Origin of the sequence: Halomonas sp. Y3 (genome assembly GCF_024137965.1) — a bacterium.
Classification (GTDB): Bacteria; Pseudomonadota; Gammaproteobacteria; order Pseudomonadales; family Halomonadaceae; genus Halomonas; species Halomonas mongoliensis.
Genome location: NZ_CP099975.1, coordinates 1,411,922 through 1,437,006 on the forward strand (window position 1 = coordinate 1,411,922; position 25,085 = coordinate 1,437,006).

Annotated in this window: 24 protein-coding genes and 2 rRNA genes; 15 read left to right on the forward strand and 11 right to left on the reverse strand. The window is 66.1% G+C overall.

Annotated elements, in window-relative coordinates; genetic code table 11:
* Positions 1-131: 131 nt before the first annotated feature.
* The 3 genes from NHL60_RS06715 (at position 132) to NHL60_RS06725 (ending at position 3,839) form a co-directional block, all read left to right on the forward strand.
* A 23S ribosomal RNA gene (locus NHL60_RS06715) occupies positions 132-3,120 on the forward strand.
* A 79-nt stretch (positions 3,121-3,199) separates the two neighbouring features.
* Positions 3,200-3,315, forward strand: a 5S ribosomal RNA gene (gene rrf, locus NHL60_RS06720).
* Between the two features lie 365 nt (positions 3,316-3,680).
* Positions 3,681-3,839, forward strand: coding sequence for a hypothetical protein (locus NHL60_RS06725; protein ID WP_253450539.1), 159 nt, complete (start codon positions 3,681-3,683; stop codon positions 3,837-3,839).
* A 96-nt stretch (positions 3,840-3,935) separates the two neighbouring features.
* Here NHL60_RS06725 and gdhA read toward each other — a convergent pair whose 3' ends face one another.
* On the reverse strand, positions 3,936-5,288 hold the full coding sequence (gdhA, locus tag NHL60_RS06730; RefSeq protein ID WP_253450542.1) for an NADP-specific glutamate dehydrogenase: 1,353 nt from the start codon (positions 5,286-5,288) through the stop codon (positions 3,936-3,938).
* 300 nt (positions 5,289-5,588) lie between these two features.
* Here gdhA and NHL60_RS06735 point away from each other — a divergent pair, with 300 nt between their 5' ends.
* Positions 5,589-6,011 (forward strand): DUF2721 domain-containing protein, encoded by a 423-nt coding sequence (locus NHL60_RS06735; protein WP_253450545.1) that lies wholly within the window; start codon positions 5,589-5,591, stop codon positions 6,009-6,011.
* Positions 6,008-7,078, forward strand: coding sequence for a 23S rRNA (cytidine(2498)-2'-O)-methyltransferase RlmM (gene rlmM, locus NHL60_RS06740; protein ID WP_253450548.1), 1,071 nt, complete (start codon positions 6,008-6,010; stop codon positions 7,076-7,078). Before NHL60_RS06735 ends, rlmM begins: the two co-directional genes overlap by 4 nt.
* Positions 7,079-7,097: 19 nt before the next feature.
* Here rlmM and NHL60_RS06745 read toward each other — a convergent pair whose 3' ends face one another.
* Positions 7,098-7,388: an antibiotic biosynthesis monooxygenase gene (locus tag NHL60_RS06745; RefSeq protein ID WP_253450551.1), complete on the reverse strand. Its 291-nt coding sequence runs from the start codon at positions 7,386-7,388 to the stop codon at positions 7,098-7,100.
* Positions 7,389-7,430: 42 nt separating this feature from the next.
* Here NHL60_RS06745 and tusA point away from each other — a divergent pair, with 42 nt between their 5' ends.
* On the forward strand, positions 7,431-7,694 hold the full coding sequence (gene tusA, locus NHL60_RS06750; RefSeq protein ID WP_253450554.1) for a sulfurtransferase TusA: 264 nt from the start codon (positions 7,431-7,433) through the stop codon (positions 7,692-7,694).
* A gap of 26 nt (positions 7,695-7,720) precedes the next feature.
* Here tusA and NHL60_RS06755 read toward each other — a convergent pair whose 3' ends face one another.
* The 3 genes from NHL60_RS06755 to NHL60_RS06765 all read right to left on the reverse strand — a co-directional run bounded on the left by NHL60_RS06755 (position 7,721) and on the right by NHL60_RS06765 (position 11,049).
* Positions 7,721-8,428 (reverse strand): hypothetical protein, encoded by a 708-nt coding sequence (locus tag NHL60_RS06755; protein WP_253450557.1) that lies wholly within the window; start codon positions 8,426-8,428, stop codon positions 7,721-7,723.
* Between the two features lie 145 nt (positions 8,429-8,573).
* Positions 8,574-9,617 carry a DUF3080 family protein gene (locus NHL60_RS06760; RefSeq protein WP_253450559.1) on the reverse strand — a complete coding sequence of 348 codons (1,044 nt, stop codon included), beginning with the start codon at positions 9,615-9,617 and terminating at the stop codon, positions 8,574-8,576.
* Entirely contained in the window at positions 9,598-11,049 is a 1,452-nt protein-coding gene (locus NHL60_RS06765) for an MATE family efflux transporter (RefSeq protein ID WP_253450562.1), read from the reverse strand. Before NHL60_RS06765 ends, NHL60_RS06760 begins: the two co-directional genes overlap by 20 nt.
* Before the next feature lie 126 nt (positions 11,050-11,175).
* Between NHL60_RS06765 and NHL60_RS06770 the strand changes: the two genes are divergently transcribed.
* On the forward strand, positions 11,176-11,739 hold the full coding sequence (locus NHL60_RS06770) for an elongation factor P hydroxylase (RefSeq protein WP_253450565.1): 564 nt from the start codon (positions 11,176-11,178) through the stop codon (positions 11,737-11,739).
* Between the two features lie 111 nt (positions 11,740-11,850).
* Here the strand turns inward: NHL60_RS06770 and NHL60_RS06775 are convergent, their stop codons facing one another.
* Positions 11,851-12,393, reverse strand: coding sequence for a rhodanese-like domain-containing protein (locus tag NHL60_RS06775; RefSeq protein ID WP_253450569.1), 543 nt, complete (start codon positions 12,391-12,393; stop codon positions 11,851-11,853).
* Between the two features lie 166 nt (positions 12,394-12,559).
* On the opposite strand from NHL60_RS06775, the gene NHL60_RS06780 reads away from it, so the two are divergent.
* On the forward strand, positions 12,560-14,737 hold the full coding sequence (locus NHL60_RS06780) for an alpha-ketoacid dehydrogenase subunit alpha/beta (protein WP_253450572.1): 2,178 nt from the start codon (positions 12,560-12,562) through the stop codon (positions 14,735-14,737).
* Between the two features lie 3 nt (positions 14,738-14,740).
* On the opposite strand, the gene NHL60_RS06785 is transcribed toward NHL60_RS06780, so the two are convergent.
* Together NHL60_RS06785 and NHL60_RS06790 are read right to left on the reverse strand one after the other, a co-directional pair.
* Positions 14,741-15,226: a hypothetical protein gene (locus tag NHL60_RS06785; RefSeq protein WP_253450575.1), complete on the reverse strand. Its 486-nt coding sequence runs from the start codon at positions 15,224-15,226 to the stop codon at positions 14,741-14,743.
* A 2-nt stretch (positions 15,227-15,228) separates the two neighbouring features.
* The gene (locus tag NHL60_RS06790; RefSeq protein WP_253450578.1) at positions 15,229-16,107 is read right to left on the reverse strand and encodes a TatD family hydrolase; all 879 of its coding nucleotides are present in this window, start codon (positions 16,105-16,107) and stop codon (positions 15,229-15,231) included.
* Positions 16,108-16,226: 119 nt separating this feature from the next.
* Here NHL60_RS06790 and NHL60_RS06795 point away from each other — a divergent pair, with 119 nt between their 5' ends.
* Complete coding sequence (locus NHL60_RS06795) at positions 16,227-18,161, forward strand: ATP-binding cassette domain-containing protein (protein WP_253450581.1); 1,935 nt, start codon at positions 16,227-16,229, stop codon at positions 18,159-18,161.
* Between the two features lie 56 nt (positions 18,162-18,217).
* Here the strand turns inward: NHL60_RS06795 and NHL60_RS06800 are convergent, their stop codons facing one another.
* Positions 18,218-18,676 (reverse strand): universal stress protein, encoded by a 459-nt coding sequence (locus NHL60_RS06800; RefSeq protein ID WP_253450584.1) that lies wholly within the window; start codon positions 18,674-18,676, stop codon positions 18,218-18,220.
* A gap of 116 nt (positions 18,677-18,792) precedes the next feature.
* Between NHL60_RS06800 and NHL60_RS06805 the strand changes: the two genes are divergently transcribed.
* Positions 18,793-19,326, forward strand: a complete 534-nt coding sequence (locus tag NHL60_RS06805; protein WP_253450587.1) for a preprotein translocase subunit YajC — start codon at positions 18,793-18,795, stop codon at positions 19,324-19,326.
* On the opposite strand, the gene slyA is transcribed toward NHL60_RS06805, so the two are convergent.
* Entirely contained in the window at positions 19,323-19,772 is a 450-nt protein-coding gene (gene slyA, locus NHL60_RS06810) for a transcriptional regulator SlyA (protein ID WP_253450590.1), read from the reverse strand. The genes NHL60_RS06805 and slyA overlap by 4 nt on opposite strands.
* A 166-nt stretch (positions 19,773-19,938) precedes the next feature.
* Between slyA and fadB the strand changes: the two genes are divergently transcribed.
* The 3 genes from fadB (at position 19,939) to NHL60_RS06825 (ending at position 23,649) form a co-directional block, all read left to right on the forward strand.
* Positions 19,939-22,116: a fatty acid oxidation complex subunit alpha FadB gene (fadB, locus tag NHL60_RS06815; protein WP_253450593.1), complete on the forward strand. Its 2,178-nt coding sequence runs from the start codon at positions 19,939-19,941 to the stop codon at positions 22,114-22,116.
* A 30-nt stretch (positions 22,117-22,146) separates the two neighbouring features.
* Entirely contained in the window at positions 22,147-23,325 is a 1,179-nt protein-coding gene (fadA, locus tag NHL60_RS06820; RefSeq protein ID WP_253450596.1) for an acetyl-CoA C-acyltransferase FadA, read from the forward strand.
* Positions 23,326-23,454: 129 nt separating this feature from the next.
* Positions 23,455-23,649: a CCGSCS motif protein gene (locus NHL60_RS06825; RefSeq protein ID WP_253450599.1), complete on the forward strand. Its 195-nt coding sequence runs from the start codon at positions 23,455-23,457 to the stop codon at positions 23,647-23,649.
* A 36-nt stretch (positions 23,650-23,685) separates the two neighbouring features.
* On the opposite strand, the gene NHL60_RS06830 is transcribed toward NHL60_RS06825, so the two are convergent.
* Positions 23,686-24,150, reverse strand: coding sequence for a flavodoxin family protein (locus NHL60_RS06830; protein ID WP_253450602.1), 465 nt, complete (start codon positions 24,148-24,150; stop codon positions 23,686-23,688).
* A 68-nt stretch (positions 24,151-24,218) separates the two neighbouring features.
* Between NHL60_RS06830 and NHL60_RS06835 the strand changes: the two genes are divergently transcribed.
* The gene (locus tag NHL60_RS06835; RefSeq protein WP_253450603.1) at positions 24,219-24,698 is read left to right on the forward strand and encodes a YbhB/YbcL family Raf kinase inhibitor-like protein; all 480 of its coding nucleotides are present in this window, start codon (positions 24,219-24,221) and stop codon (positions 24,696-24,698) included.
* On the forward strand, positions 24,691-25,077 hold the full coding sequence (locus NHL60_RS06840) for a thiol-disulfide oxidoreductase DCC family protein (RefSeq protein ID WP_253450605.1): 387 nt from the start codon (positions 24,691-24,693) through the stop codon (positions 25,075-25,077). Before NHL60_RS06835 ends, NHL60_RS06840 begins: the two co-directional genes overlap by 8 nt.
* Positions 25,078-25,085: the final 8 nt, after the last annotated feature.

Genomic DNA, 25,085 nt, shown 5'->3' on the forward strand with positions numbered 1-25,085 from the left:
TCGCTCTTTAACAATGTGAATCATGCTGACAAACGTTCCTTCTGGAGTGATCCAGAAGAAACAAGTGATACGTCTCAAGCGTATCCGGCAATGTCGTACGTTATCGCAGACCAGACCCTTTGGGGTTATATGGTCAAGCGATTAAGCGCACACGGTGGATGCCTAGGCAGCCAGAGGCGATGAAAGACGTGGAAGCCTGCGATAAGGCTCGGCGAGGTGGCAAACAACCTGTGACCCGGGCATCTCTGAATGGGGAAACCCACCCAGCACAAGCTGGGTATCCCGCACTGAATACATAGGTGTCGGGAGGCGAACCAGGGGAACTGAAACATCTAAGTACCCTGAGGAAAAGAAATCAACCGAGATTCCCCCAGTAGCGGCGAGCGAACGGGGACCAGCCCTTAAGCATGTGACTGATTAGGCGAACGCGCTGGGAAGCGCGGCCATAGTGGGTGATAGCCCCGTAGTCGAAAATCTGATCATGTGAAATCGAGTAGGTCGGGGCACGTGAAACCTTGACTGAACATGGGGGGACCATCCTCCAAGGCTAAATACTCCTGGCTGACCGATAGTGAACCAGTACCGTGAGGGAAAGGCGAAAAGAACCCCGGAGAGGGGAGTGAAATAGATCCTGAAACCGTGTGCGTACAAGCAGTGGGAGCAGACTCGTTCTGTGACCGCGTACCTTTTGTATAATGGGTCAGCGACTTATTTTCAGTGGCGAGCTTAACCGTATAGGGGAGGCGTAGGGAAACCGAGTCTTAACTGGGCGACCAGTCGCTGGGAATAGACCCGAAACCGGGCGATCTATCCATGAGCAGGTTGAAGGTTGAGTAACATCAACTGGAGGACCGAACCAGGATCTGTTGAAAAAGATTTGGATGACTTGTGGATCGGAGTGAAAGGCTAATCAAGCCCGGAGATAGCTGGTTCTCCTCGAAAGCTATTTAGGTAGCGCCTCACGTATCACCGCCGGGGGTAGAGCACTGTTTCGGCTAGGGGGTCATCCCGACTTACCAACCCGAGGCAAACTCCGAATACCGGTGAGTGCAAGCGTGGGAGACACACAGCGGGTGCTAACGTCCGTTGTGAAAAGGGAAACAACCCAGACCGTCAGCTAAGGTCCCCAAATCCTGGTTAAGTGGGAAACGATGTGGGAAGGCTCAGACAGCTAGGAGGTTGGCTTAGAAGCAGCCATCCTTTAAAGAAAGCGTAATAGCTCACTAGTCGAGTCGGCCTGCGCGGAAGATGTAACGGGGCTCAAACCAGGTACCGAAGCTACGGGTGTGCCTGCATCACTTAAGGCTATTCGATTAACGTCGCGAAGCGACGTTCAAGCGCTCCCCGAACGTTGAGTTGGGTGGGCGGATCATGATGAGTAGGCTTAAGGATGCAGGCACGCGGTAGAGGAGCGTCGTGTAAGCCGATGAAGGTGAGTCGAGAGGCTTGCTGGAGGTATCACGAGTGCGAATGCTGACATGAGTAACGACAAGGGGAGTGAAAAACTCCCCCGCCGGAAGACCAAGGGTTTCTGTTCGACGCTAATCGGAGCAGAGTGAGTCGGCCCCTAAGGCGAGGCCGAAAGGCGTAGTCGATGGGAAACGGGTCAATATTCCCGTACCTCACTGTATTGCGATGGGGGGACGAAGAAGGCTAGGTGAGCCAGGCGTTGGTTGTCCTGGTGAAAGCCAGTAGGCTGGGATCTCAGGCAAATCCGGGATCCTAAGGCCGAGAGGCGAGACGAACTGACTACGGTCAGGAAGTCATCGATGCCACGCTTCCAGGAAAAGCCTCTAAGCTTCAGATACAGTGAGACCGTACCCCAAACCGACACAGGTGGTCAGGTAGAGAATACCAAGGCGCTTGAGAGAACTCGGGTGAAGGAACTAGGCAAAATGGTGCCGTAACTTCGGGAGAAGGCACGCCGCATTAGTGTGAAGGCCCTCGCGGTCGGAGCACGAAGCGGTCGAAGATACCAGGTGGCTGCAACTGTTTATTAAAAACACAGCACTCTGCAAACGCGTAAGCGGACGTATAGGGTGTGACGCCTGCCCGGTGCCGGAAGGTTAATTGATGGTGTTAGCGCAAGCGAAGCTCCTGATCGAAGCCCCGGTAAACGGCGGCCGTAACTATAACGGTCCTAAGGTAGCGAAATTCCTTGTCGGGTAAGTTCCGACCTGCACGAATGGCGTAATGATGGCCACGCTGTCTCCACCCGAGACTCAGTGAAATTGAAATCGCAGTGAAGATGCTGTGTACCCGCGGCTAGACGGAAAGACCCCGTGAACCTTTACTATAGCTTCACACTGGACGCTGATGTTGCTTGTGTAGGATAGCTGGGAGGCTTTGAAACCCGGACGCCAGTTCGGGTGGAGCCAACCTTGAAATACCAGCCTGGCATCATTGGCGTTCTAACTCAGGTCCGTTATCCGGATCGAGGACCGTGTGTGGTGGGTAGTTTGACTGGGGCGGTCTCCTCCCAAAGCGTAACGGAGGAGCACGAAGGTACCCTCAGCACGGTTGGAAATCGTGCATTGAGTGCAAGAGCATAAGGGTGCTTGACTGCGAGACAGACACGTCGAGCAGGTACGAAAGTAGGTTCTAGTGATCCGGTGGTTCTGTATGGAAGGGCCATCGCTCAACGGATAAAAGGTACTCCGGGGATAACAGGCTGATACCGCCCAAGAGTTCACATCGACGGCGGTGTTTGGCACCTCGATGTCGGCTCATCACATCCTGGGGCTGAAGTCGGTCCCAAGGGTATGGCTGTTCGCCATTTAAAGTGGTACGCGAGCTGGGTTTAGAACGTCGTGAGACAGTTCGGTCCCTATCTGCCGTGGGCGTTGGAAGTTTGAGAAGAGCTGCTCCTAGTACGAGAGGACCGGAGTGGACGCACCTCTGGTGTTCCGGTTGTCACGCCAGTGGCATTGCCGGGTAGCTATGTGCGGACAGGATAACCGCTGAAAGCATCTAAGCGGGAAGCCCCCTTCAAGATGAGACTTCCCTGAGGCCTCGAGCCTCCTGAAGGGCCCAGCGAGACCAGCTGGTTGATAGGTCGGATGTGGAAGCGCTGCAAGGCGTTGAGCTAACCGATACTAATGGCCCGTGAGGCTTGACCATATAACACCCAAGGGGTCTGTCGATAACAGACGACGCCGGGTACGCGAGACGTATCTCAGCATGATTCACACCCTTTTCGCCTGACGACCATAGCGTGCGTGAACCACCTGATCCCATGCCGAACTCAGCAGTGAAACCGCTCAGCGCCGATGGTAGTGTGGGGTCTCCCCATGTGAGAGTAGGTCATCGTCAGGCACCTTTTCAGAAACCCCAGCCCTATGGCTGGGGTTTCGTCGTTCTGGGGGTCTCCCCATGGATCCCGCCTGTCGGGAACAGGCGGAAACCGCGTCAGCGGGCCCGTAGGGCGAGTCTCAGGATGAGACGAGTAGAGTCCCGGAGTGCCGGCCCCCGGAGCCCGGTGCGATCATCGTCAGGTACTTATACAGAAAAACCCCGATCATCGTGAGATGGTCGGGGTTTTCGCTTTTTCGTCACCCTGATGGCCCTTGGGCCCGCCCGCCGGGAGCGGGTGGAAGCGGGGTGCGGGGCGCGATTAGACTTTTGGCTATATACCAAGGTATAATGCTTGCCAACGAGATTGACGAAGTGAGAGCCTATCAATGAGCAAGAGCCAAGCAGCCCTCCCCAGCATCTGGGATCAGGTCGACGTCCGCCCCGTCTTCAAGCCGTCCATGAGCGCCCTGTGGAGCGGAATCATGAAGATGGCTGAAGCCCAGTACGCGGCCTATGCGCGCCGTGACCGCCTGCCTCATCTGTGAGTGCAGAGCGACCTGGCAGAACGCGATGAATCCAAAAAAGCCCGGACAACAAGGTCCGGGCTTTTTGCTTGATGGGGCAGGGCGCCAGATGGCGCGTCAGACGACGCCCTGGTCGATCATGGCGTCAGCCACCTTGCGGAAGCCGGCGATATTGGCGCCGAGCACCAGGTTAGTGGGCTCGCCGAACTCCTCGGCGGTATCGGCACACTGCTTGTGAATGTTGGCCATGATCTCCTTGAGCTTGGCATCCACCTTCTCCAGGGGCCACTGCTCCATGCTGCTGTTCTGGGCCATCTCCAGCTGGCTGGTGGCCACGCCGCCGGCGTTGGCCGCCTTGCCGGGGCCGTAGGCGATCTTGGCCTGGAGGAAGAGGTCCACGGCATTGGCGGTGGAGGGCATGTTGGCGCCTTCGCTGATGCAGGTGACGCCGTTGTCCAGCAGCGCCTGGGCGTCGGCGACGGTCAGCTCGTTCTGGGTGGCGCTGGGGAAGGCGGCATCAGCCTTGATGCGCCAGACGGCGTGGCCATCTTCCGGATAGTCGCCGGCCGGGATGTAGCGAGCCTCGGGGTGGGTCGCCAGGTACTCTTCCAGGGAGGCGCGCTTGACCTCCTTGAGTTCCTTGAGCAGGTCCAGATCGATGCCGCGGGCGTCGTGGACGGTGCCGCGGGAGTCGGAGCAGGTCACCGGCTTGGCGCCCAGCTCATAGAGCTTCTCGATGGTGTAGATCGCCACGTTGCCGGCGCCGGAGACCAGGCAGGTCTTGCCTTCGAGCTCCTCGCCGCGGGCTTCCAGCATGTTCTGGGCAAAGTAGACCGCGCCGTAGCCGGTGGCCTCCTTGCGGCCGATGGAGCCGCCCCAGTTGAGGCCCTTGCCGGTCAGCACGCCTTCATAGCGGCTGGTCAGGCGCTTGTACTGGCCATACATGTAGCCGATCTCGCGGGCACCCACGCCGATATCGCCGGCCGGCACGTCGGTGGTCGGTCCGATATGGCGGTAGAGCTCGTTCATGAAGGACTGGCAGAAGCGCATGATCTCGCCGTCCGACTTGCCCTTGGGGTTGAAGTCGGAGCCGCCCTTGCCGCCGCCGATAGGCAGGCCGGTCAGGGCGTTCTTGAAGATCTGCTCGAAGCCCAGGAACTTGATGGTGCCCGAGGTCACGCTGGGGTGGAAGCGCAGGCCGCCCTTGTAGGGGCCCAGGGCGGAGTTGAACTGGACCCGGTAGCCCTTGTTGACCTGGACCTTGCCGGCATCGTCGGTCCAGCAGACACGGAACATGATCTGACGCTCCGGCTCCACGATGCGCTCGATGATGCTGTGATCCAGGTAGTGGGGGCTCTGCAGGAACAGCGGGCGCAGACACTCGAGGACTTCCTCTGCGGCCTGATAGAACTCGGTCTGGGCCGGGCTGCTCTTGCGGAGGCGCTCCAGGGTGTCGTGAACGTAGGGCATCGAGAGATTCCTGTGTAGAAGGGTGTGTTCGTATCCGTCGTTCAGGCGGATAGCCTGGAAGTGATTTCCAATGGATGCCCAATATAAAGCAATGCACCATTATGCATCAACTGTATGGGTTATGCGCTGGTTAGACATTGATATGAAGCGATAACGCTTGAAATTGGCGAAAAAAGGCGCACCAAATCGGAGCAAAAGAAATTCCTCATAAATGGTAAATAAACGGTGGTGGGTTCTCGTCTGCCGATCTGCCCGGCTGGTATGATGGCGCCCACTGTCATCGATTGCGGAGAGCCCCACTTGACCCTGACCACGCCGGCCCTGCTGTTTCCGGCCATTTCCCTGCTGCTGCTTGCCTACACCAACCGCTTTCTGGTGCTCGCCCAGCTGATTCGCAAGCTGGCAGACGAGGAGCGCAACCAGCATCAGGAGGCCAATGCCCGCCAGATCCTGCTGCTGCGCCAGCGCATCTCCCTGACCAAGCGCATGCAGCTTGCCGGCGTGTTCAGCTTTCTGCTCTGCACCCTGTCGATGTTCGCGCTCTTCCTGTCACTGGAGCTGACCGGCATGGTGCTGTTCGGCATCAGCCTGGTCGCGCTCTCGGTCTCGCTCATCTACTCCCTGTGGGAGATCCAGATCTCCACCAATGCGCTCAACGTCCAGCTGCAGGATGTCGAGGCGCAGCTTCGCGCGAGCGGCAAGCACCTCGGGGGTGACGCATGAGCCTGATACCCAGCGAGCTACTCTGCTACTGCCGCCCCGGCTTTGAGCGTGACCTGGCCGAGGAGCTTGCCGACAAGGCGCAGCATGCAGGCTGGTCGGGGACCCCGCTGCATGCGGCGGGAGACGGCTTCGTTCGCTTCGCACTGCCGGAGGGGGAGAGCGCCAATGCTCTCCATCGAGCGCTGCCGCTGCATGGCCTGGTCTTCGCTCGGCAGAGCCTGGTGGCGCTTCCTTCGCTGACTCTGGATCGGGAGGACCGTCTGGGGCCGATCGTCGAGCAGGTGGTGGCCAGCGGCTGGAGCTTCGAAAGCCTGTGGCAGGAGACCCCGGATACCAATGACGGCAAGGCGCTCTCGGGCCTGGCCAAGGCGTTGGCACGCCCCCTGGAGTCGCTGCTCAAGAAGCGCGGCGCCCTGCGTCGCAAGGCGGGTGGGCGCCGCCTGCATCTGCTGTGGAGCGCTGGGGATGTCGTCCAGCTGGGGATGAGCTTTCCGGGCAACCGCAGCGAGCAGCCCGGCGGGATCCGGCGGCTGCGCTTTCCGAAGGCGGCGCCCAGTCGCTCCACGCTGAAGCTCGAGGAGGCGTGGCATGAGTTTGTGCCGCGCTCGGAGTGGGACACGCGCCTGGCAGAGGGGATGCAGGCCGCCGATCTGGGGGCGGCCCCGGGAGGCTGGACCTGGCAGCTGGTGCATCGTGGCATGCACGTCTACGCCATCGATAACGGGCCCATGGACAGGGCGTTGATGGCCACGGGCCAGGTAGAACATCTGCGCGAGGATGGCTTCGTCTGGGAGCCGCCCTACCGGCTCGACTGGCTGGTGTGCGATATCGTCGACAAGCCCGCCCGGGTCCAGGCGATGATGGAGCGCTGGCTGGTGCGGCGCTGGTGCCGCGAGGCGGTGTTCAACCTGAAGCTGCCGATGAAGCGACGCTGGCCCGAGGTGGAAGTCTGCCTGGGGCGCCTGGAGGCGGCGCTTGCCGCGGCAGGCGTGGCGGCCGATATCGCCTGCCGTCACCTCTACCACGATAGGGAAGAGGTGACGGTTCACGTGCGGCTGCGGGACTGAGGTGCGGTTACCCGCCGCTTCAGTGGGTGGTGGGTTCGTAGATGCGAATGCGCTCTTCTTCGGTCAGCAGCGGCAGTACGCGCTGCATGACTCGAGACCGCTCCTCGCTGGTGTACCATTCCTTCCAGGCGCGCAGGTCGCGCCATTTGGTGATCATCAGACGCCGATCGCTGTGGCCCAGCTCAACGAGGCTCTCGCCGCCCACAAAGCCCCTGGCGCCAAGTGACTGGCGCATGGCTTCGCGAGCGGCCTCCTCGTACTCCTGCTCAAGGCCCGGCATGATACGGCGTTCGATAATGATCTTGATCATCTAGCATGCTCCGACTGATGAAACCCGACGACGAGGCCATCGATGGTTGATATCCGTGACGCAATGCCCGAGGCGGCACCCGACTTCCAGGTCGAGCTCGACACCACGGGACTCTACTGCCCCGAGCCCATCATGCTGATGCACAACAAGGTGCGCGACATGCACCCAGGCGAGGTGCTCAAGGTCATCGCCAGCGACCCGGCCACCACGCGGGACGTGCCGAAGTTCTGCCAGTTCCTGGGCCATGAGCTGATTCGCCAGGAGGAGCTCGAGGACAGCTACCTCTACTTTATCCGTTTAGGCTAATCCTGTCCCGGGCCAGCCGGGCTGATTCAGCCCGGCGTCGGCGTCTCCGGCATCACCATCAGCGCCAGGGCCTCGAGGGTCGCGGGGTCCTCGCGACGGATACGGTTGGCGATCTGGCGCTGGAAGAAGTAGACGGCGCGGTGGCGGCTATGGCCGGGGTAGAGGCAGGGGTCGCCGGGAAGGATCGGCGTGTTCTCCACCAGGCGCTCGTCGGCGAGAAGGGCCTCCACGGCGCCGTCGCTGTAGAGCCGCCACCCGAATACCTGCTTGAGCTGCCAGGGGGTGTCGTCGCCGTCCATGCAGAGGGCGTGGGTGCCCTGGCTCTCGGGGATCTGCTGGATCAGGGTGACCTGGTTGGTCTCCTCGTAGTCGAAGTAGGCAGCGGCGTGCTCGAGTTCGAACACCTTGTGCTCGGGGGCCACCTCGAAGAGCTCCTCGGTCTCGGGGTCGCGGTAGCCCACGAAGCTGCCGTGCTCCGGGTCGTCCAGGCGGTGACAAGGGGTCAGCGCCTCCATCCAGGGCACCAGGCCGACCACCTCGCCATCCTCGCGCATGCCCCAGGCGAGCAGGGGCATGCCATAGAGGGTGTCGGGGCTCGAGGCCAGGCGATAGACCATCTCCAGGCCGTCCAGCTCAGGAGCCAGGCGGATCAGGCGTCGGCGGGCAAGCTGACGCTGGCGCATCGTCTCCAGGTCGATGACCCGGGCGGAGCGGGGTGACAGCGGGATTCCCATGACGTTCCTCCACATGCTGCGTGATCACGGCATCGGCGCGGGAGCCTAGCTCCACGGGCCGCTCGGAAGCGCTCTGCGTCACTCTCGTTCACACCAATAGCACAGACGCTCCCGGAGGTTAAGCCCCTGGCACCCTCGGCATGCGTTATCGGCAGCGCTCGGCGTGGGCCTCGCGCAGGGCTCTGTGCTCCTCCAGGGCGCTGCGGAAGGCGGGCAGCGGCGCCCCTGGCTCGGTGGTGGAGAGCCAGCTTTCCCGATAGTGCGCCACCGCCGCGGGGGGCGAGTCGAGGAGGGTGAAGAGGGGCGTCAGCGCTTCGAGCCAGCTGTCGGCCGCCTGCTCCAGGGCCGCCAGCCAGTCGCCAGCCGGGCGCGTCTCGGGGGCGTCGAACCCGGTGGGGAGCGCCGGCGTGCGACAGGCGTCGTGGCGGGCCAGCGCCTGCTGAATCAGCGCCGAGGCCTCCTCCAGGCGCTGGGTGGCCAGCATCAGGGTGCGCAGCAGCTCGGCGCTGTAGGGGCGCGCTCTCAGGGCGCTCAGGTGGGACTCCAGGGCGTCCGGATCGGGCCGCCGGGCGCCTGAGAGGGGGGCGGTGCTCAGTGCGTGCAGGTAGTCGAGGGCATCTTGCTGGGCCGCGGGTGGCGCCAGGGCATCCGGGGGCAGGACGGCGCTGACCCGGGTAAAGTTTCCCGCCCACTCCTCGGAGCCGAACAGGCCGTTCCAGGCGGCGGCGGGGAGCTGCTCGCTCTTGGTGGCGGCGAGGGATTCGAGTCGCGCCAGGTCTGCCTCCCCCAGCCGCTCCGGGACGTCGCTTTCCAGGCAGGCATTGAGTCGTTCCCAGAGGGTCAGCTCGTAGCGCCACTGCTGGCTGGCCGGCGCCACCCGGCCGAGGGCGCTGTTGCGTTCCGCCACCAGGGTGGTGATGTGGCACTCGCGCAGCGCATAAACGTTGAGCAGGCCGGCTCGGGTTTCCGGAATATCCACCAGGCGATCGCGCCGCTCGGGGAAGGCGCCGATATTGTCCGGGGTGGCCGGGGGCGGTGGCGCCAGGTCGAGCTGCGAGGCCAGATGTTGCTGGTAGTCGCGCAGCAGGGCGTCACTCTCGGCGCCACCCTGGCCGCAGGCGGCCAGCAGTGCCCCGGTGCCGGCGAGCAGCAGGGGGGCGAGCCCGCACCTAGTTCGTCTCCAGTCCATGTTGTTCTCCTTCCGCAACCCGTCGGCTGATCCTCTGCAGCCGCATGCCGAGCAGCAGGGCGGCGGCGGTGAGGCCGGCGATCAGTCCCACCCAGTAGCCATGTACCCCCATCGGCTCAATCAGGCCGGTCACCCCGTGGGTGCCCAGCCAGTGGCCGCCGGCCAGCCCCACCAGCCAGTAGGAGGCGAGGGTGATCACCATGATGATGCGGGTGTCCTTGTAGCCGCGCAGGGCGCCGGCCAGGTTCACCTGCAGGGAGTCCGATACCTGGTAGATCATGGCCAGTAAGACCAGCGACAGCGCCAGGCGTTGCACCTCGAGATCATGGGTGTAGAGGCCAATGACCGGTTTGGCGGTCAGCCACAGCAGGGTGCTGTTGAACAGGGCCACCGCGACGCTGACGACGATGCCGAACCAGGCGACCTGCCGGGCATAGACGGGGCGCTGCTGCCCCAGGGTGTTGCCGACCCTCACCGTCAACGCCATGCTCAGGGCCAGCGGCAGCATGAACAGGATGGAGGTGTAGTTGAGGGCGACCTGGTGAGCGGCGACCGTCACCTCGCCCAGGCTGGCGATGAACAGGGCAATCAGCGTGAAGAGCGTCACCTCCACGAAGATCGCCACGCCGATGGGCAGCCCCACGTGCAGCAGCTCGCCGATCAGGCGCCAGCGCGGCGGGGAGGGGGAGTGCCAGAGGGAGACCTCCCGGTAGGCTGGGGCCCGGCGGGTATAGAGCGCCATGGCCAGGCTCATGGTCCACAGCGACAGCGCCGTGGCGATGCCGCAGCCCAGGGCGCCAAGCGCCGGCAGGGCCTGAATCCAGGCGGGCAGCCACTCACCCAGCAGGGCGGTGAGCCCGTCGCCGCCGTAGATCAACACGTAGTTGCTGGGGATGTTCACTCCGAGCCCGATCAGGCTGATCCACAGCGAGGGGCGGGTATGATTCATGCCGTCGGAGAAGGCGCGCAGCGCCTGGAAAAGCGCCGCGCCGGGCATGCCGAAGGCGACCGCTGACAGGTAGGCGGCGGAGCGACTGGCGACCTCCTCGGGAACGTCCATCAGCCTGAAGATCGGCTGAACGGCGAACCAGAGCAGGAGTGCCGCCATGGCGCCCAGCACCAGCGCGACCCATAGTGCCTGGTGGACGTTGGGGCGAATCTCCGCGGTGCGCTGCCCCCCCAGCAGCTGGGCGACGATGGGCGTCAGCCCCATCAGGGTGCCGGTCATGAACAGCATCAGCGGCATCCAGAGGCTGGAGCCCACCGAGACCGCGGCCAGGTCGGTAGCGCTGAGGCGGCCGGTCATCATCACATCGGCCACGCTCATGCCGGCCTGGGCCAGCTGGGCGCCGCAGATGGGCAGGGCCAATACCAGCAGGGGGCGAGTCTCGCGGCGGCTGGTGGCGAGCAGGCGAGAGAAGAGGGTGAACAAGATCAGGCTCCGTACAGGCGGCTGCCGGGAAGAGTGGCAGGCCGGCTATGGTAGCAAGAGATGCCCCCTTTGGCCCGCTGGGTCGGGCGCCTATAATGGTGGCCCCATCGCCTGCGAGGAGCCTGCGTGAATCACCGTCTCGAGGATGTCATCGCCCTGTTCGATGGCCTGTTTCAGTCCAGCTACCGCACCCGGCTGGTCCGCGGCGGCGACGAGCCGCTCTATCTACCCGCCGATGACGACTCGCCCTTCCATCGGGTGATTTTTGCCCGGGGCTTCTACGCCAGTGCCCTGCACGAGATCAGCCACTGGTGCATCGCCGGCGCGCGCCGGCGGCAGCTGGAGGACTACGGCTACTGGTACCTGCCCGACGGGCGCGATACCGCCGAGCAGCGCGACTTCGAGGCGGTGGAGGTGGCGCCCCAGGCGCTGGAGCTGCTCTTCTGCCGTGCCAGCCGGCGTCGCTTCCATGTCAGCGTCGATAATCTGGGCGGGGAAGCGGAGGTGGACCGGGAGGCCTTCCAGGCCCGGGTCACGGCGCGGGCCGAGCGCTTTGAGCGGGAGGGGCTGCCACGGCGGGCCGAGGCCTTCCGGTACGCTCTGCGCGGTTTCTATCGGGAGGGTGCCAGCCTGGAGGCGTCCGTCGAGGCAGGGCGTGGGCGGCTGGTAACGCTGGCAGTACCGGCCTGAGCACAGCGGTGACGCCGCGCGGCCTGCTCCGATGACAATCACCCCGTCATCGGAGCAGGCGTGCAGAGCAGAGATCGACGTGGGGTGAGAGGCCTCAGGGCGCGTGGCGCCTCAGCGGAAAGCCTTGTCCGCGTCGAGGGTGCGAGTCCAGGGGAGGCCGCTGTTCTGCCAGCCGTTGACCAGTCGCATGCCTTCGCGCTCTCCGCTCTCGGCAGGGTCACCCTGGAAGCCATGGGTCACATAGCGGACCGACTCGAAGCCCTGCTCCAGCAGGTAGGCGGCGCTCGGCTCGCCGCGATCGCTGCCGGAGCGGCACATGGTGATGACCATCGCGGAGCGGTCGAGCCCCTTTTCTTCCAGGGCGGCGGCAACCTGCTCCGCGAAGTCCTCGTTCGGCACCATGGCAAAGTGGCCACGCTCCTCGTTCCAGCTCTCGCGATCCGCGATGCGGAAGGGGATATTCCTGTCCACTTCGTTGGTGGCGCCGATGAACATGACTTCCACCGGATCACGCACGTCGATGAAGAGCACGTTATCACGCTCTTCCTGCAGCAGCTCGTAGGTCTCCTGTGCGGAAATCCGGTGCTCTGCGCTGGCGGTGGCGGAGACCAGCAGCGCCGCGGCGCCGCCAAGGATGGCGAGTGACCGTATCATAGTTACCTCTATCGTCTGTCATAGCTGTAAGTGTTCTAACAATATAACAGTATAGCAGTGGCAGGCCCCCTGCCAGGGTATCCACCGTTTCGCTGTGTCCGGCCGCCAGCAGCGCGGGGCGAATCGGCTAGGCTAGAAGCGATATTCCCTGTCGGAGCTCGCCGTGGTGTCACGCCCTTTTGCAGCCTCGCCCTTGCCCCAGGAGACGCGATTTCTCGATGCCCTCGCCCGGGATCAGTGGCCCCTGACCGAAACCGATCTGACTCTCGAGGAGGCGGGGCTCTCCCCCGAGGCGCTGCTGGCGCTCTTCGAGTCCCAGCTGATGAGCCGCCACCTCGACCTCGAGGCCAGGCGCCTCCAGGCTCGCGGCGAGGGCTTCTACACCATCGGCAGCGCCGGCCACGAGGGCAGCGCCGCCGTGGCCCGGGCGCTGCGGGCCAGCGATCCCGCCTTCCTTCACTATCGCGATGCCGCCTTCCTGATCGAGCGTTCCCGCCAGCTGCCGGGCCAGAGCCCTCTGTGGGACCTGCTGCTGAGCTTTGCCGCTTCCGCCGAGGACCCCATCTCCGGCGGGCGCCACAAGGTGCTGGGCTCCAGGGCCCTCAACGTGCCGCCCCAGACCAGCACCATCGCCTCCCACCTGCCCAAGGCGGTGGGGGCGGCCCATGGGCTTGGTCTTGCCGGGCGTCTGGGCGTCGAGGGGACCTGGCCCGCCGACGGCGTGGTGCTGTGCAGCTTCGGCGACGCCTCCTTCAACCACTCCACCGCCCAGGGGGCGATCAACGCCGCCGGCTGGGCCGCCTATCAGGGGCTGCCCCTGCCGCTGGTGCTGCTCTGCGAGGACAACGGCCTGGGCATCTCGGTGCCGACGCCGCCGGGCTGGATCGCAGCGGCCATGGCGGCCCGCCCAGGCATTCACTACCTGGCCTGCGACGGCCTGGACCTGCTGGACACCTGGCGTGCGGCCGGCGAGGCGGTGCGCATCGCGCGCACCCGGCGCCGGCCGGTCTTCCTCCACATGCGCTGCGTACGCCTCTTCGGCCACGCCGGCTCCGACGCCCAGCAGGCCTACCTCAGCCCGGCGCGCATCGAGGCAGATGAGGCCCGGGACCCGCTGCTGTTCGGCGCCGGGCTGCTGCGCCGCCACGGGGTGCTGGATGCCGAGACGCTGGGCGAGCGCTATCGGGCGATCGGCGACGAGGTGGCGCGCCTTGCCGAGGCGGCGATCCGCCGGCCCAGGCTCGCGAGCGCCGAGGCGGTGATGGCCAGCATCCTGCCGCCGCGGCGGCCGGGGCGGATGACGCCCGGTCCGGCGGAGATGGCCGAGGCGCCCCTGACCCTGGCCCAGGGGCTCAACCTGGCCCTGGCGCGGACGCTGGCCCGCCACCCTGGCGCGGTGCTGGCCGGGGAGGATATCGGCCGCAAGGGCGGCGTCTATGGCGTGACCCGGGGGCTGCAGAAACGCTTCGGGGCCCACCGGGTAATCGACACCCTGCTCGACGAGCAGAGCATCCTGGGGCTCGGCATCGGTCTCGGGCAGAATGGCCTGCTGCCCATCGTCGAGATTCAGTTCCTGGCCTACCTGCACAACGCCGAGGATCAGCTGCGCGGGGAGGCGGCCACCCTGAGCTTCTTCTCCAACGGCCAGTACGCCAATCCCATGGTGGTGCGCATCGCCGGGCTCGGCTACCAGAAGGGGTTCGGCGGGCACTTTCACAACGACAACGCCATTGCCGTGCTGCGCGATATTCCGGGGCTGCTGGTGGCCTGTCCGGCCGGCCCCCGGGAGGCGGTGGGGCTGCTGCAGGAGGCGGTGCGCCTGGCCGACGAGGAGCAGCGGGTGGTGGTGTTGCTGGAGCCTATCGCCCGCTATCACGGTCGCGACCTGCTCGAGGAGGGGGACGGGCGCTGGTGCGAGGAGGACCCGGGGCCCGATTTCCGCCTGCCGGTGGGGGAGCTCGGCCGTTGGGGAGAGGGGAGCGAACTGGCCATCCTGACCTACGGCAACGGGGTGCACCTGGCCCGCCAGGCCCTGGCGGAGATCGACCCGGCCGGGGCGCGAGTGCGGATCGTCGCCCTGCGCTGGCTGACCGGCATCGACCACGACGCCGTGCATGACGCCGTGGCCGACTGCGGCCGCGTGCTGATCGTCGACGAGTGTCGCCGCTCGGGGTCGCTGAGCGAGGCGCTGGTCACCGGCCTGGTGGAGCGCGGCGTGGCCGGCGAGCGGCTGTCGCGGCTGACCGCCGAGGACAGCTTCATTCCCCTGGGGCCGGCGGCCACCCTGACGCTGCCCTCCCGGGAGCAGGTCGTGGCCCGAGCCCGGGCGCTGCTGGCGCCCTGAGCCTCAGTCGTCGCCGTGGCCGCCCAGGCGCTGGTGAAGGTGCAGCATCACCTCCACCTCGTGCTCCGGACGCATCGGCTCGAGCCCCAGCTCGCCGAACAGCTCGCCGCGGGCCCGGGCCCAGTCCCCGGGGGAGAGGGCGCCGTAGAGGCTCTCGGCCGGGGCCAGTTCCACGAAGGGGTCGAGGCCGTAGGTGTCGAAGAGCCGCGACAGGGCGGCCTCGTCGTCGCCGACCCCGGCGGTATAGAGGGTGTCGCTGAAGTGGTCGTTCTCCAGCTCCCGGATCACGTCCAGGGGGCTGACCCCCATGCTGTTGAGCTCCTCCAGGCTGTATTCGCCCAGGGAGACCGTCTCGGCATCCAGCCAGTCATCCTCTGGCTGGATCAGGGTGTGCTTGACGCGACCGTCGGGCAGGGTCCAGGCGATGGCCAGCGGCAGGCCGCCGTCGTCGCCGGTCTCCACGGCGATAAAGCCGGGCATATCGGCCATGATCAGTTCTCCTCGTGATTGGGGGGCAGCCGAAAGAAGCGGCGCGCCGTCGCGGTGGTGCCGGCGGCCAGGGCGGCCTCGCTCTCGCCGCGCCAGTGGGCGATCTCGCGGACGATCCACGGCAGCAGCGCCGGCTCGTGGCGCCTGCCCTTGAGTTTGGCAGGTAAGTTGCGCGGCAGCAGGTAGGGACAGTCGGTTTCCACCATCAGCCGTGCCAGCGGAATGTCGCCCACCAGCTCGCGCAGGTGATGGCCCCGGCGCTCGTCGCAGAGCCAGCCGGTCAGGCCGATATGCAGGTCCAGGTCCAGGTAGCCATGCAGGGTATCGCGCTCGGCGGTGAAGCAGTGGACCACGGCGTCGCCGATATCGTCGCGCCAGGCGCGCAGCATCTCGCGCATGCGCCGACCCGCGTCCCGCTCGTGGATAAAGAGCGGCTTGCCGCAGGCGGCGGCGATCTCCAGCTGGGCCTCGAAGGCGCGCTCCTGCTCCGCGGGCGTGGAGAAGTTGCGATTGAAGTCGAGCCCGCACTCGCCCACGGCCACCACCTCGGGCAGGCGCTGCAGGGCCGCCATGGCCGCCGCGAGCTCGCCGTCCCAGCGGCTGGCGTCGTGGGGGTGCACGCCGGCGGTGGCGTGGAGCGAGAGCCCGTCTCCGCCGTGCTCACGACACATCGCCACCGCCTGTTCGGCGTGCTCGCGGTCGGTGCCGGTGAGGATCAGGGTGGTGACGTTGGCCGCCTGGGCGCGGCCGAGCACGGCCGGCAGGTCCCGGGCGAAGCTCTCGTGGGTCAGGTTGGCGCCGATGTCCACCAGGGGCGCCGGCGCGGTGAAGCGCAGCGCCTCGGGGAGGACATCATCGAACTGGGCGGGCTGCTCTGCCAAGGCGGAACTCCTCTGGGGAAGGGGGCGACGGGGCGTCAGAAGGAGGCGCATTGTACCCGCGGCGGCGGCCTCCTGCATGGGGTACACTGGCGCCCCCGGTGAAACGAAGAGGTATTCGCGTGACCCTGCTACGTCTGGAACAGCTGCAACTGGCCTACGGCACCCATGTGCTGCTCGATGGCGCCGACCTGGTGCTGGAGAGGGGCGAGCGCCTGGCCCTGGTGGGGCGCAACGGCACTGGCAAGTCGACCCTGCTGCGCCTGGTGTCCGGCGAGACCTTGCCCGACGGCGGCACCCTCTGGCGGGCGCCGGGGCTCAAGATCGGCGTGCTCGCTCAGGAGCTGCCCGAGGCTGACGGCCAGACCATCTTCGACGTGGTGGCCGGGGGGCTGCCCGAGGCCGGTGCGCTGCTCTCGGAGTATCACCACCTGGTGGGTGAGGCGGAGCCCGACATGCGCCGCATGGCCGAGCTGCAGACGCGCCTGGAGGCCATCGACGGCTGGTCCTTCCACCAGCGCATCGACGTAGTGTTGACCCGCCTGGGGCTGCCCGCCGACGCCGAGATGTCTGCGCTCTCCGGCGGCTGGCGTCGGCGCGTGGCCCTGGCCCGGGCCCTGGTGGCCGAGCCCGACCTGCTGCTGCTGGACGAGCCCACCAACCACCTGGACCTCGATACCATCGCCTGGCTCGAGGAGCAGCTGCTGGCCTTCAACGGCGCGGTCCTCTTCATCACCCACGACCGGGCCTTCCTGTCGCGGCTGGCCACGGCGATTCTCGAGCTGGATCGCGGTCGGCTCGGCCGCTACCCCGGCGACTACGCCAGGTATCAGGCCCAGAAGACTCATGAGCTTGAGGTAGAAGCCCGGGAGCACGCCGAGTTCGACAAGAAGCTCGCCCAGGAGGAAGCCTGGATCCGCCAGGGCATCAAGGCGCGGCGCACCCGCAACGAGGGGCGCGTGCGGGCCCTGGAGCAGCTGCGCCGGGAGCGCAGCGAGCGGCGCGAGCGTCAGGGTACCGCCAACCTGGCCGTGGACGGCGGCGAGCGCAGCGGCAAGCGGGTGGTGGAGCTCTCCCACGTCACCCAGCGCTTCGGCGGCGAGGCGGTGATCCGCGACCTCTCCCTGGAGATCCAGCGCGGCGACCGCATCGGCTTCATCGGGCGCAACGGCGCCGGCAAGACCACCCTGCTCAAGATCCTGCTGGGCGAGCTTGCGCCCACCGAGGGGGAGGTCCGGCTCGGCACCAAGCTGCAGGTGGCCTACTTCGACCAGCTGCGCGCCGGACTCGAGCCCGAGAAGACGGTCTACGACAACGTGGCCCAGGGCAGCGACCGGGTCAGCGTGGGCGGCCGCGACCGCCACGTGATGAGCTACCTGCAGGACTTCCTCTTCAGCCCGGAGCGGGTCCGCCAGCCGGTCAAGGCGCTCTCCGGGGGGGAGTCCAACCGGCTGCTGCTGGCCAAGCTCTTCACCCAGCCGGCCAACGTGCTGGTGCTCGATGAGCCCACCAACGACCTCGACATGGAGACCTTGGAGCTGCTCGAGGAGCTGCTGCTCGACTTCGAGGGCACCCTGCTGCTGGTCTCCCACGATCGTGCCTTCATGGACAACGTGGTGACCAGCGTGCTGGCCTTCGAAGGCGAGGGCCGGGTGCGCGAGTACGTGGGCGGCTACAGCGACTGGGTGCGCCAGGGGGGCAAGCTTCCGCCGGCGCCCTGGGAGGGGGCGGCTCGCCAGCGGGCAGAGCCCGTCGCCGAGGTGGCAGGCGTCGAGGCGACGCCGGAGACAAAAGCCGAGCCTGCCCCGGCGCTGAAGAAGCCCGCCAAGCTCTCCTACAAGCTGCAGCGCGAACTCGACGGCCTGCCCGCCGAGATCGAGCGGCTCGAGGAGGCAGTGGCCGAGTTCGAGGCCAGGGTGGGGGATCCCGGTTTCTACCAGCAGGAGAGCGCGACGGTTACCGCCGTGCTGGAGGAGATGGCGGCCAAACAGGCGATGCTGGACGCCGCCATGGAGCGGTGGATGGAGCTGGAAGCGCTCGCCTCAGGCGACGCCTGAGCGAACGAGAAAGGCGCCCAATGGGCGCCTTGTGACTCAGGAGTGGCCGGGCGCCGTCACTCGGCGCTCTTCTCGCCCTTCTTGCCCACCCGCACGGCGAGGACATCGCACTGGGCGCCGTGGAGCACGCCTGTGGAGGTGGAGCCGAGCAGCAGGGCAAAGCCGTGGCGGCCGTGGGAGCCCACCACGATCAGGTCCACGTCGTTCTCCTCGGCGAAGCGGTGGATCTCGGTGTCGGGCATGCCCACCAGCACATGCTGGTTCTCCCGGGGGACGCGGTCGTCGGCGATCTCTGCCAGACGCTGCTTGGCGTGCTCGTCGAGCTGGTCCTGGATGCTGGTGAGGTCCATGGGGATATCGCCGCCGTAGGCGAAACCCAGGGGTTCCAGGGTGTGCATGATGGAGAGCTTGGCGTTCTGGTTACGCTCGGCGATCTGGGCGGCACGCTCCAGCACCTTGTGGGAATCCTTGGTCAGGTCCACGGCGACCAGGATATGACGGTACTCGTTGCTCATGGGGAGGCTCCTTGCGAGTTGGCAGAGTCGGCAGATGCCTTCACTCTAGGCCGCCTGACCCGGCAAGACAACGACGTGTATCAAGAATCACGCATCAAACCGATCTGGAGACAACGATGACCTGGCTGTTCATCCTCTTTGCCGTGCTGCTGGTGGCCTCGCCGGTGATGTGGCTCAAGCCCAGCCCCAGGCAGCGCCGCATCTCGGCGCTGCGCAACGCCGCCCTCAAGACCGGCCTTGTGGTCAAGCTGGAGAAGCCCCCGCTGCACGGTATCCAGACGGCCATGCCGGCCTACCGCTGGCGCTATCCTCAGGAGCGGCCCGGGCCCGACTTCGTGCTGGTGCGCGACGACCACGCCAGCTCGGCGCTCAAGCCCTTCGTGCACGGCTGGCGCTGGCGGAGGGAGCCGCTGCGGCCACTGCCCGAGGCGCTGGAGGACCGGCTCAAGGGGCTGCTGGAGCGCCTCCCCCAGGATGCCCTGGTGGTGGAGTCCCATCGCCACGCCCTGAGCCTCTGGTGGTGGGAGTCCCAGGACTTTCCGCGCTTCTCTACCTACCTCGAGGACTTCGTGGCGCTGCGCGACGGCCTGGCCGGGCGACCGGACGACGGCGCCGTGACGGTGCCCTTCGGGCAGCCCCCCGGGGGCTAGCCCTGCGCCTCGGCGTCCCTGGCCTGGATGGCCAGGCCGTTATTCTCGATGCGGGAGAGCAGCTCGGAGAGGGTGGTCAGATCCTGCTCGCTCAGCCCCTCGAACATCTCCCGGCGAGCGTCGCGCACCACGGCGTCGATGCGTTCCAGCAGGGGTGTGGCCTCGGCGGTGAGAAAGACCCGTTTGGTGCGCCGGTCCTGGTCGCAGGGGCGGCGCTCCACCAGGCCCTGGCGGGAGAGCTGGTCCAGGGTGCGCACCAGGGAGGGGGCCTCCACGCCGATCGCTCGGGCCAGGTCGCACTGGGGCTGGCCGTCGCCGAGCCGCCACAGGTGGTAGAGCGTCACCCAGCGGGTCTGGGTCAGCCCCAGGGGGGCCAGGCGCTCATCGATGATGGAGCGCCACAGGCGTGGCAGGCGACTGAGCTGAAAACCGATATTCTCGTACATGGGCGTAAGGGTTCCATAAGTTTGGCTCGATTCTGTGAACCCCCAGCGTGGAATGCAAGCCGGCTTATAGTATCACCACGCGCTTCCAACGAGGACTTGACGACTCGGCTTTCGTGAACCAAGCTGTGCGCATTCAAACGGCCGTATGAAATCGGGAGATTCGCGGATGATCTATCAGGGCAATGCCATCACGGTGCAGCGCGGCGACGGCGATATCGCCACGCTCACCTTCGACCTGCAGGACGAGTCGGTCAACAAGCTCTCCAGTGCGGTAGTCACCGAGCTGGAGGAGGCGGTCAAGGCGCTGCAGGCGGAAAGCGGCCTCAAGGGGCTGGTACTGGCCAGCGCCAAGGAAGCCTTCATCGTCGGTGCCGACATCACCGAGTTCCAGGGCATGTTCGGCAAGGGCGGCGACTTCCTGGAGTCGATGCTGATGCGGGTCCACGGGATCTTCAACGCCATCGAGGACCTGCCCTTTCCCACCGTCACCGCTATCAACGGCCTGGCCTTGGGCGGCGGTTGTGAGGTCCTGCTGACCACCGACTTCCGGGTCATGAGCGAGGCGGCCCAGATCGGCCTGCCCGAGACCAAGCTCGGCATCCTGCCCGGCTGGGGCGGCTGCGTGCGCCTGCCGCGCCTGATCGGCGCCGACAACGCCATCGAGTGGATCGCCGGCGGCACCCAGAACAAGGCCGATGCTGCCTTGAAGATGGGGGCCGTGGATGCCGTGGTGCCGGGTGAGCAGCTCGAGGCCGCCGCTCGGGATATCCTGGCCCGGGCCAATGCCGGCGAGCTGGACTACCTGGCTCGCCGCGAGGAGAAGAAGCAGCCGCTCAAGCTGAACCCCATCGAGCAGATGATGGCCTTCGAGACCGCCAAGGGCTACGTGGCCGGCAAGGCGGGGCCGCACTATCCCGCGCCCGTGGAGGCGATCAAGGTGATCCAGAAGGGGGCCGGCGAGGAGCGCGCCAGGGCCCAGGCCATCGAGGCCAAGGCCTTCGCCAAGCTGGCGATGACCGAGGTGGCCTTCAACCTGGTCGGTCTGTTCATGAACGACCAGGTGGTCAAGAAAAAGGGCGGCCAGTACGAGAAGCAGGCGCGTCCGGTCAAGCAGACCGCCGTGCTCGGCGCCGGCATCATGGGCGGCGGTATCGCCTACCAGAGCGCCTCCAAGGGCACCCCGATCCTGATGAAGGACATCAAGGAGGAGGCGATCCAGCTGGGGCTCAAGGAGGCGCGCAAGCTCTTCACCAAGCAGGTGGAGCGCAAGAAGCTGACCCCCGAGCAGATGGCGGAGAAGCTGGCCAACATCCGCCCGACGCTCACCTATGGCGACTTCGGCAACGTCGATCTGGTGGTCGAGGCGGTGGTCGAGAACCCCAAGGTCAAGGGGGCGGTGCTCTCCGAAGTCGAGGGGCTGGTGGGCGAGGAGACCATCCTGGCCTCCAACACCTCCACCATCTCCATCACTCGCCTGGCGCAGAACCTCACGCGTCCCGAGAACTTCTGCGGCATGCACTTCTTCAACCCGGTGCACCGCATGCCGCTGGTGGAGGTGATCCGCGGCGAGAAGACCAGTGATGCCGCCGTGGCCGCTACCGTGGCCTACGCCCGCGCCATGGGCAAGACCCCCATCGTGGTCAACGACTGCCCGGGCTTTCTGGTCAACCGCGTGCTCTTCCCCTACTTCGGCGGCTTCAGCCAGCTGATGGCCCAGGGCGCCGACTTCCAGCGGGTCGACAAGGTCATGGAGAAGTTCGGCTGGCCCATGGGTCCCGCCTACCTGCTCGACGTGGTGGGCATGGATACCGCCGTGCATGCCGGCGAGGTGATGGCCGAAGGCTTCCCCGAGCGGATGGGCAGCCTGGGCGGCAATGGCGAGAAGAGCGCCATCCAGGCGATGTTCGAGAACGACCGCCTGGGCCAGAAGAACGACAGGGGCTTCTATGCCTATGAGGAGGACCGCAAGGGCAAGCCGAAGAAGGTGCGCGACGAGGCGGCCATCGCGCTGGTCAAGGGCGTGGCCAGGGAGAACCGCGAGTTCTCCGACGAAGAGATCATCAGCCGCATGATGGTGCCGCTCTGCCTCGAGGCCGTGCGCTGCCTGGAGGACGACATCGTGGCAAGCCCGGCCGAGGCGGACATGGCGCTGATCTACGGCATCGGCTTCCCCCCCTTCCGCGGCGGCGCGCTGCGCTATATCGACGCCATGGGCGTGGAGGCCTTCGTCAAGCTGGCCGACGACCTCGCCGAGGAGCTGGGCGCGCTTTACGCCCCCACCGAGAAGCTGCGCGAGATGGCTGCTGCCGGCGAGACCTTCTACGCTGCCCCGGCCCAGAGCTGATACCACCGCGACGAACAGGAGAAGCAAGAGATGAGTTTGAACCCGAGAGATATCGTGGTGGTCGACGGCGTGCGTACCGCCATGGCCAAGGCCAAGAACGGCGCCTTCCGCCACGTGCGTGCCGAAAACCTTTCCGCGGCGGTGATGGAGGCGCTTCTCGACCGCAGCGCCGGCCTGGACCCGGCCGAGATCGACGACATCATCTGGGGCTGCGTCAACCAGACCCTGGAGCAGGGCTACAACGTGGGCCGCAATGCCGCCATCATGACGCGCATTCCGCGCAGCGTGCCGGCCCAGACGGTCAACCGGCTGTGCGGCTCCTCCATGAGCGCGCTGCACATCGCCGCGGCCAACATCAAGGCCGGCATGGGCGACGTCTACCTGGTGGGCGGCGTGGAGCACATGGAGCACGTCTCCATGATGCACGGCGTCGACGTCAACCCGTCGGTGAGCAAGCACGCCGCCAAGGCGGCGATGATGATGGGCCTGACCGCCGAGATTCTGGGCAAGATGCACGGCATCTCCCGGGAGGCGCAGGACAAGTTCGGCGTACGTTCCCACCAGCGCGCCCAGGCCGCCATGGAGAAGGGCTACTTCGACAACGAGATCATCGGCGTCGAGGGGCACGACGAGCGCGGCTTCCGGATCATGGTGCAGCGCGACGAGGTGATCCGCGCCGACGCCAGCCTGGAGAAGATGGCCGAGCTCAAGCCGGTCTTCGACCCCAAGAGCGGCACTGTCACCGCCGGCACCTCCTCGGCGCTCTCCGTGGGCGCCTCCGGCATGCTGGTGATGAGCCACGAGCGCGCCCAGGCCCTGGGCCTCGAGCCCATCGCCCGGGTGCTCTCCACCGGCGTGGCGGGCTGTGACGCCTCCATCATGGGCTACGGCCCGGTGCCGGCCTCGCAAAGGGCGCTCAAGGCTGCCGGACTCACCGCCGACGACATCCAGACCGTCGAGCTCAACGAGGCCTTCGCCGCCCAGGGCCTGCCGGTGCTCAAGGACCTCGGCTTCCTGGATGCCATGGAGGACAAGGTCAACCTCAACGGCGGTGCCATCGCACTCGGCCACCCGCTGGGCTGCTCGGGCACGCGCATCAGCACCACCCTGCTCAACGTGATGCAGCAGCGCGACACCACCCTGGGGCTTGCCACCATGTGCATCGGCATGGGGCAGGGCGTGGCCACGGTGTTCGAACGCCTGAAGTAAGCGGCGCTCAGGACCTGCGGCCCTCTCCCTCGGGAGAGGGCCGCTTTCAGTGGGCATTGACCTCCTTTGTGGCAACCCATAAGATGCATTTTTTTTACTTCTTTATATAGCCACTGCGAGGTAGCGCCCATGGGACTGCTCAATAGCCTGCTCAAGAAAGACAAGACAGAAGACAGCACAGCGGAGGAGGGTCAGGCCGTTCAGACCTTCGAGCCTGCGCCGGCAACGGCCGCAGAGACCAGTGCCGAAGCGGCGGCCGGCACCGAGGGGGAGAAGAACGGCAAGCACGGCGCCCCCGGCGTCTGCTGCGGCTCATGCCACTGAGGCGAACCGCCCCTGGCTCTGCCTGGCTGCCACCGGCTACAGGATGCCCGCTTCGAGCCCGGCCGCCAGGTAGAGTCCCAGCTCCTCCACCTGCTCGACGAAGCCCTCCTGCCACTCTCCCCTCAGGGTGAGGGGCTCCTGCACCCACCTCCAGCGAAGTCCTGTCACGATGCTCTCCACGGCGCGGCGAGTGCCGGTGCCATCCTGTCCGGCGCGGATATAGAGCGCGCAGGGAAGGCCCTGTGTCTCCTCCAGCAGCGGGTAGTAGCAGCGGTCGAAGAAATCCTTGAGCGCTCCGCTCATGTAGCCCAGGTTCTCGGTGGTCCCCAGCAGGATGGCATCGCAGTCGCGAACATCCTCGGGGCCGGCATCGAGCGGTGCCTTGATGGTGACCTCAACGCCGGCGACCTCCGGGTGTCGTGCGCCGCGTTCGGCGGCGTCGCGCAGCGCCAGGGTATTGGGAGAGGGGGCATGGGCGACGATCAGCAAGCGCTTGTTCATGTTGACAGCTCCTCGGCTTTTTCCCACGCTGAATCGGCATTTTCTTGCATTAATCAGGAGGATCTACGATGGCATTCGCCTTGTCGAGCATGCGTGTGACCAGCCCTGCCTTCGATGACGGCAGCGGTATCCCCGCCCGGCATACCGGTGAAGGCGAGGATATCTCGCCGGCGCTGGTGTGGCAGGAGGCCCCGGAGGGCACCAAGGGGTTTGCGGTGATCTGCCACGATCCGGACGCCCCGCTGGTGCAGAACGGCACCTATGGCTTCGTGCACTGGGTGCTCTACAACATCCCGGCCTCCGTCACCAGCCTGGAGGAGGCGACCCGGGTCGGTACGCGAGGCAAGAACGACTTCGGCAAGCTGGGCTATGGCGGTCCCATGCCGCCTGAAGGCCACGGCGTGCATCGCTACTACTTCTGGGTGCTGGCGCTGGACAAGCCCACCGACGACCTGCCCGAGGGGCTCAAGCTTCACGACCTGCTGGTGAAGGCCGAGCCTCACCTGCTTGGGATGAACCGCCTGGTGGGCACCTACCGCCGTGGGTGACGCCGGCGTGCCCCGGCCGCCGCTTCTCCGGGTCTACTACGACGCTGTCTGCCCCGGCTGTCGGCGTGATCGCGCCCGCTACGAGCGCTGGGCCGGCGAGCTGGGGGAGGGGGTGCAATGGTGCGACGTGACCGCACATCAGAAGGTGCTGCGTGAGAAGGGCGTCGACCCCGGGGCGGCGCTGCTCTCGCTGCATGTGGAAGAGGAGGACGGGCGCATCAGGGAGGGCATCGATGCCTATATCCTTCTGATGCGCCGCGTTCCCCGCCTGCGGCCCCTGGCCTGGCTGATCGGCCTCCCGGGGCTCAAGCCGGCCCTTCGCAGGCTCTACGATGGCTGGGTCAGGCGCCGCCTGGCCCGGGAGGGACGGCTGCCCTGAGGCCAGCT

Excerpts from the sequence above, each read along its gene's own strand:
- NHL60_RS06725 (WP_253450539.1), top strand. The coding sequence starts at position 3,681 with ATGAGCAAGAGCCAAGCAGCCCTCCCCAGCATCTGGGATCAGGTCGAC.
- gdhA (WP_253450542.1), bottom strand. The coding sequence starts at position 5,288 with ATGCCCTACGTTCACGACACCCTGGAGCGCCTCCGCAAGAGCAGCCCG.
- rlmM (WP_253450548.1), top strand. The coding sequence starts at position 6,008 with ATGAGCCTGATACCCAGCGAGCTACTCTGCTACTGCCGCCCCGGCTTT.
- NHL60_RS06745 (WP_253450551.1), bottom strand. The coding sequence starts at position 7,388 with ATGATCAAGATCATTATCGAACGCCGTATCATGCCGGGCCTTGAGCAG.
- tusA (WP_253450554.1), top strand. The coding sequence starts at position 7,431 with ATGGTTGATATCCGTGACGCAATGCCCGAGGCGGCACCCGACTTCCAG.
- NHL60_RS06755 (WP_253450557.1), bottom strand. The coding sequence starts at position 8,428 with ATGGGAATCCCGCTGTCACCCCGCTCCGCCCGGGTCATCGACCTGGAG.
- NHL60_RS06760 (WP_253450559.1), bottom strand. The coding sequence starts at position 9,617 with ATGGACTGGAGACGAACTAGGTGCGGGCTCGCCCCCCTGCTGCTCGCC.
- NHL60_RS06775 (WP_253450569.1), bottom strand. The coding sequence starts at position 12,393 with ATGATACGGTCACTCGCCATCCTTGGCGGCGCCGCGGCGCTGCTGGTC.
- NHL60_RS06785 (WP_253450575.1), bottom strand. The coding sequence starts at position 15,226 with ATGGCCGATATGCCCGGCTTTATCGCCGTGGAGACCGGCGACGACGGC.
- NHL60_RS06800 (WP_253450584.1), bottom strand. The coding sequence starts at position 18,676 with ATGAGCAACGAGTACCGTCATATCCTGGTCGCCGTGGACCTGACCAAG.
- NHL60_RS06805 (WP_253450587.1), top strand. The coding sequence starts at position 18,793 with ATGACCTGGCTGTTCATCCTCTTTGCCGTGCTGCTGGTGGCCTCGCCG.
- slyA (WP_253450590.1), bottom strand. The coding sequence starts at position 19,772 with ATGTACGAGAATATCGGTTTTCAGCTCAGTCGCCTGCCACGCCTGTGG.
- fadB (WP_253450593.1), top strand. The coding sequence starts at position 19,939 with ATGATCTATCAGGGCAATGCCATCACGGTGCAGCGCGGCGACGGCGAT.
- fadA (WP_253450596.1), top strand. The coding sequence starts at position 22,147 with ATGAGTTTGAACCCGAGAGATATCGTGGTGGTCGACGGCGTGCGTACC.
- NHL60_RS06825 (WP_253450599.1), top strand. The coding sequence starts at position 23,455 with ATGGGACTGCTCAATAGCCTGCTCAAGAAAGACAAGACAGAAGACAGC.
- NHL60_RS06830 (WP_253450602.1), bottom strand. The coding sequence starts at position 24,150 with ATGAACAAGCGCTTGCTGATCGTCGCCCATGCCCCCTCTCCCAATACC.
- NHL60_RS06835 (WP_253450603.1), top strand. The coding sequence starts at position 24,219 with ATGGCATTCGCCTTGTCGAGCATGCGTGTGACCAGCCCTGCCTTCGAT.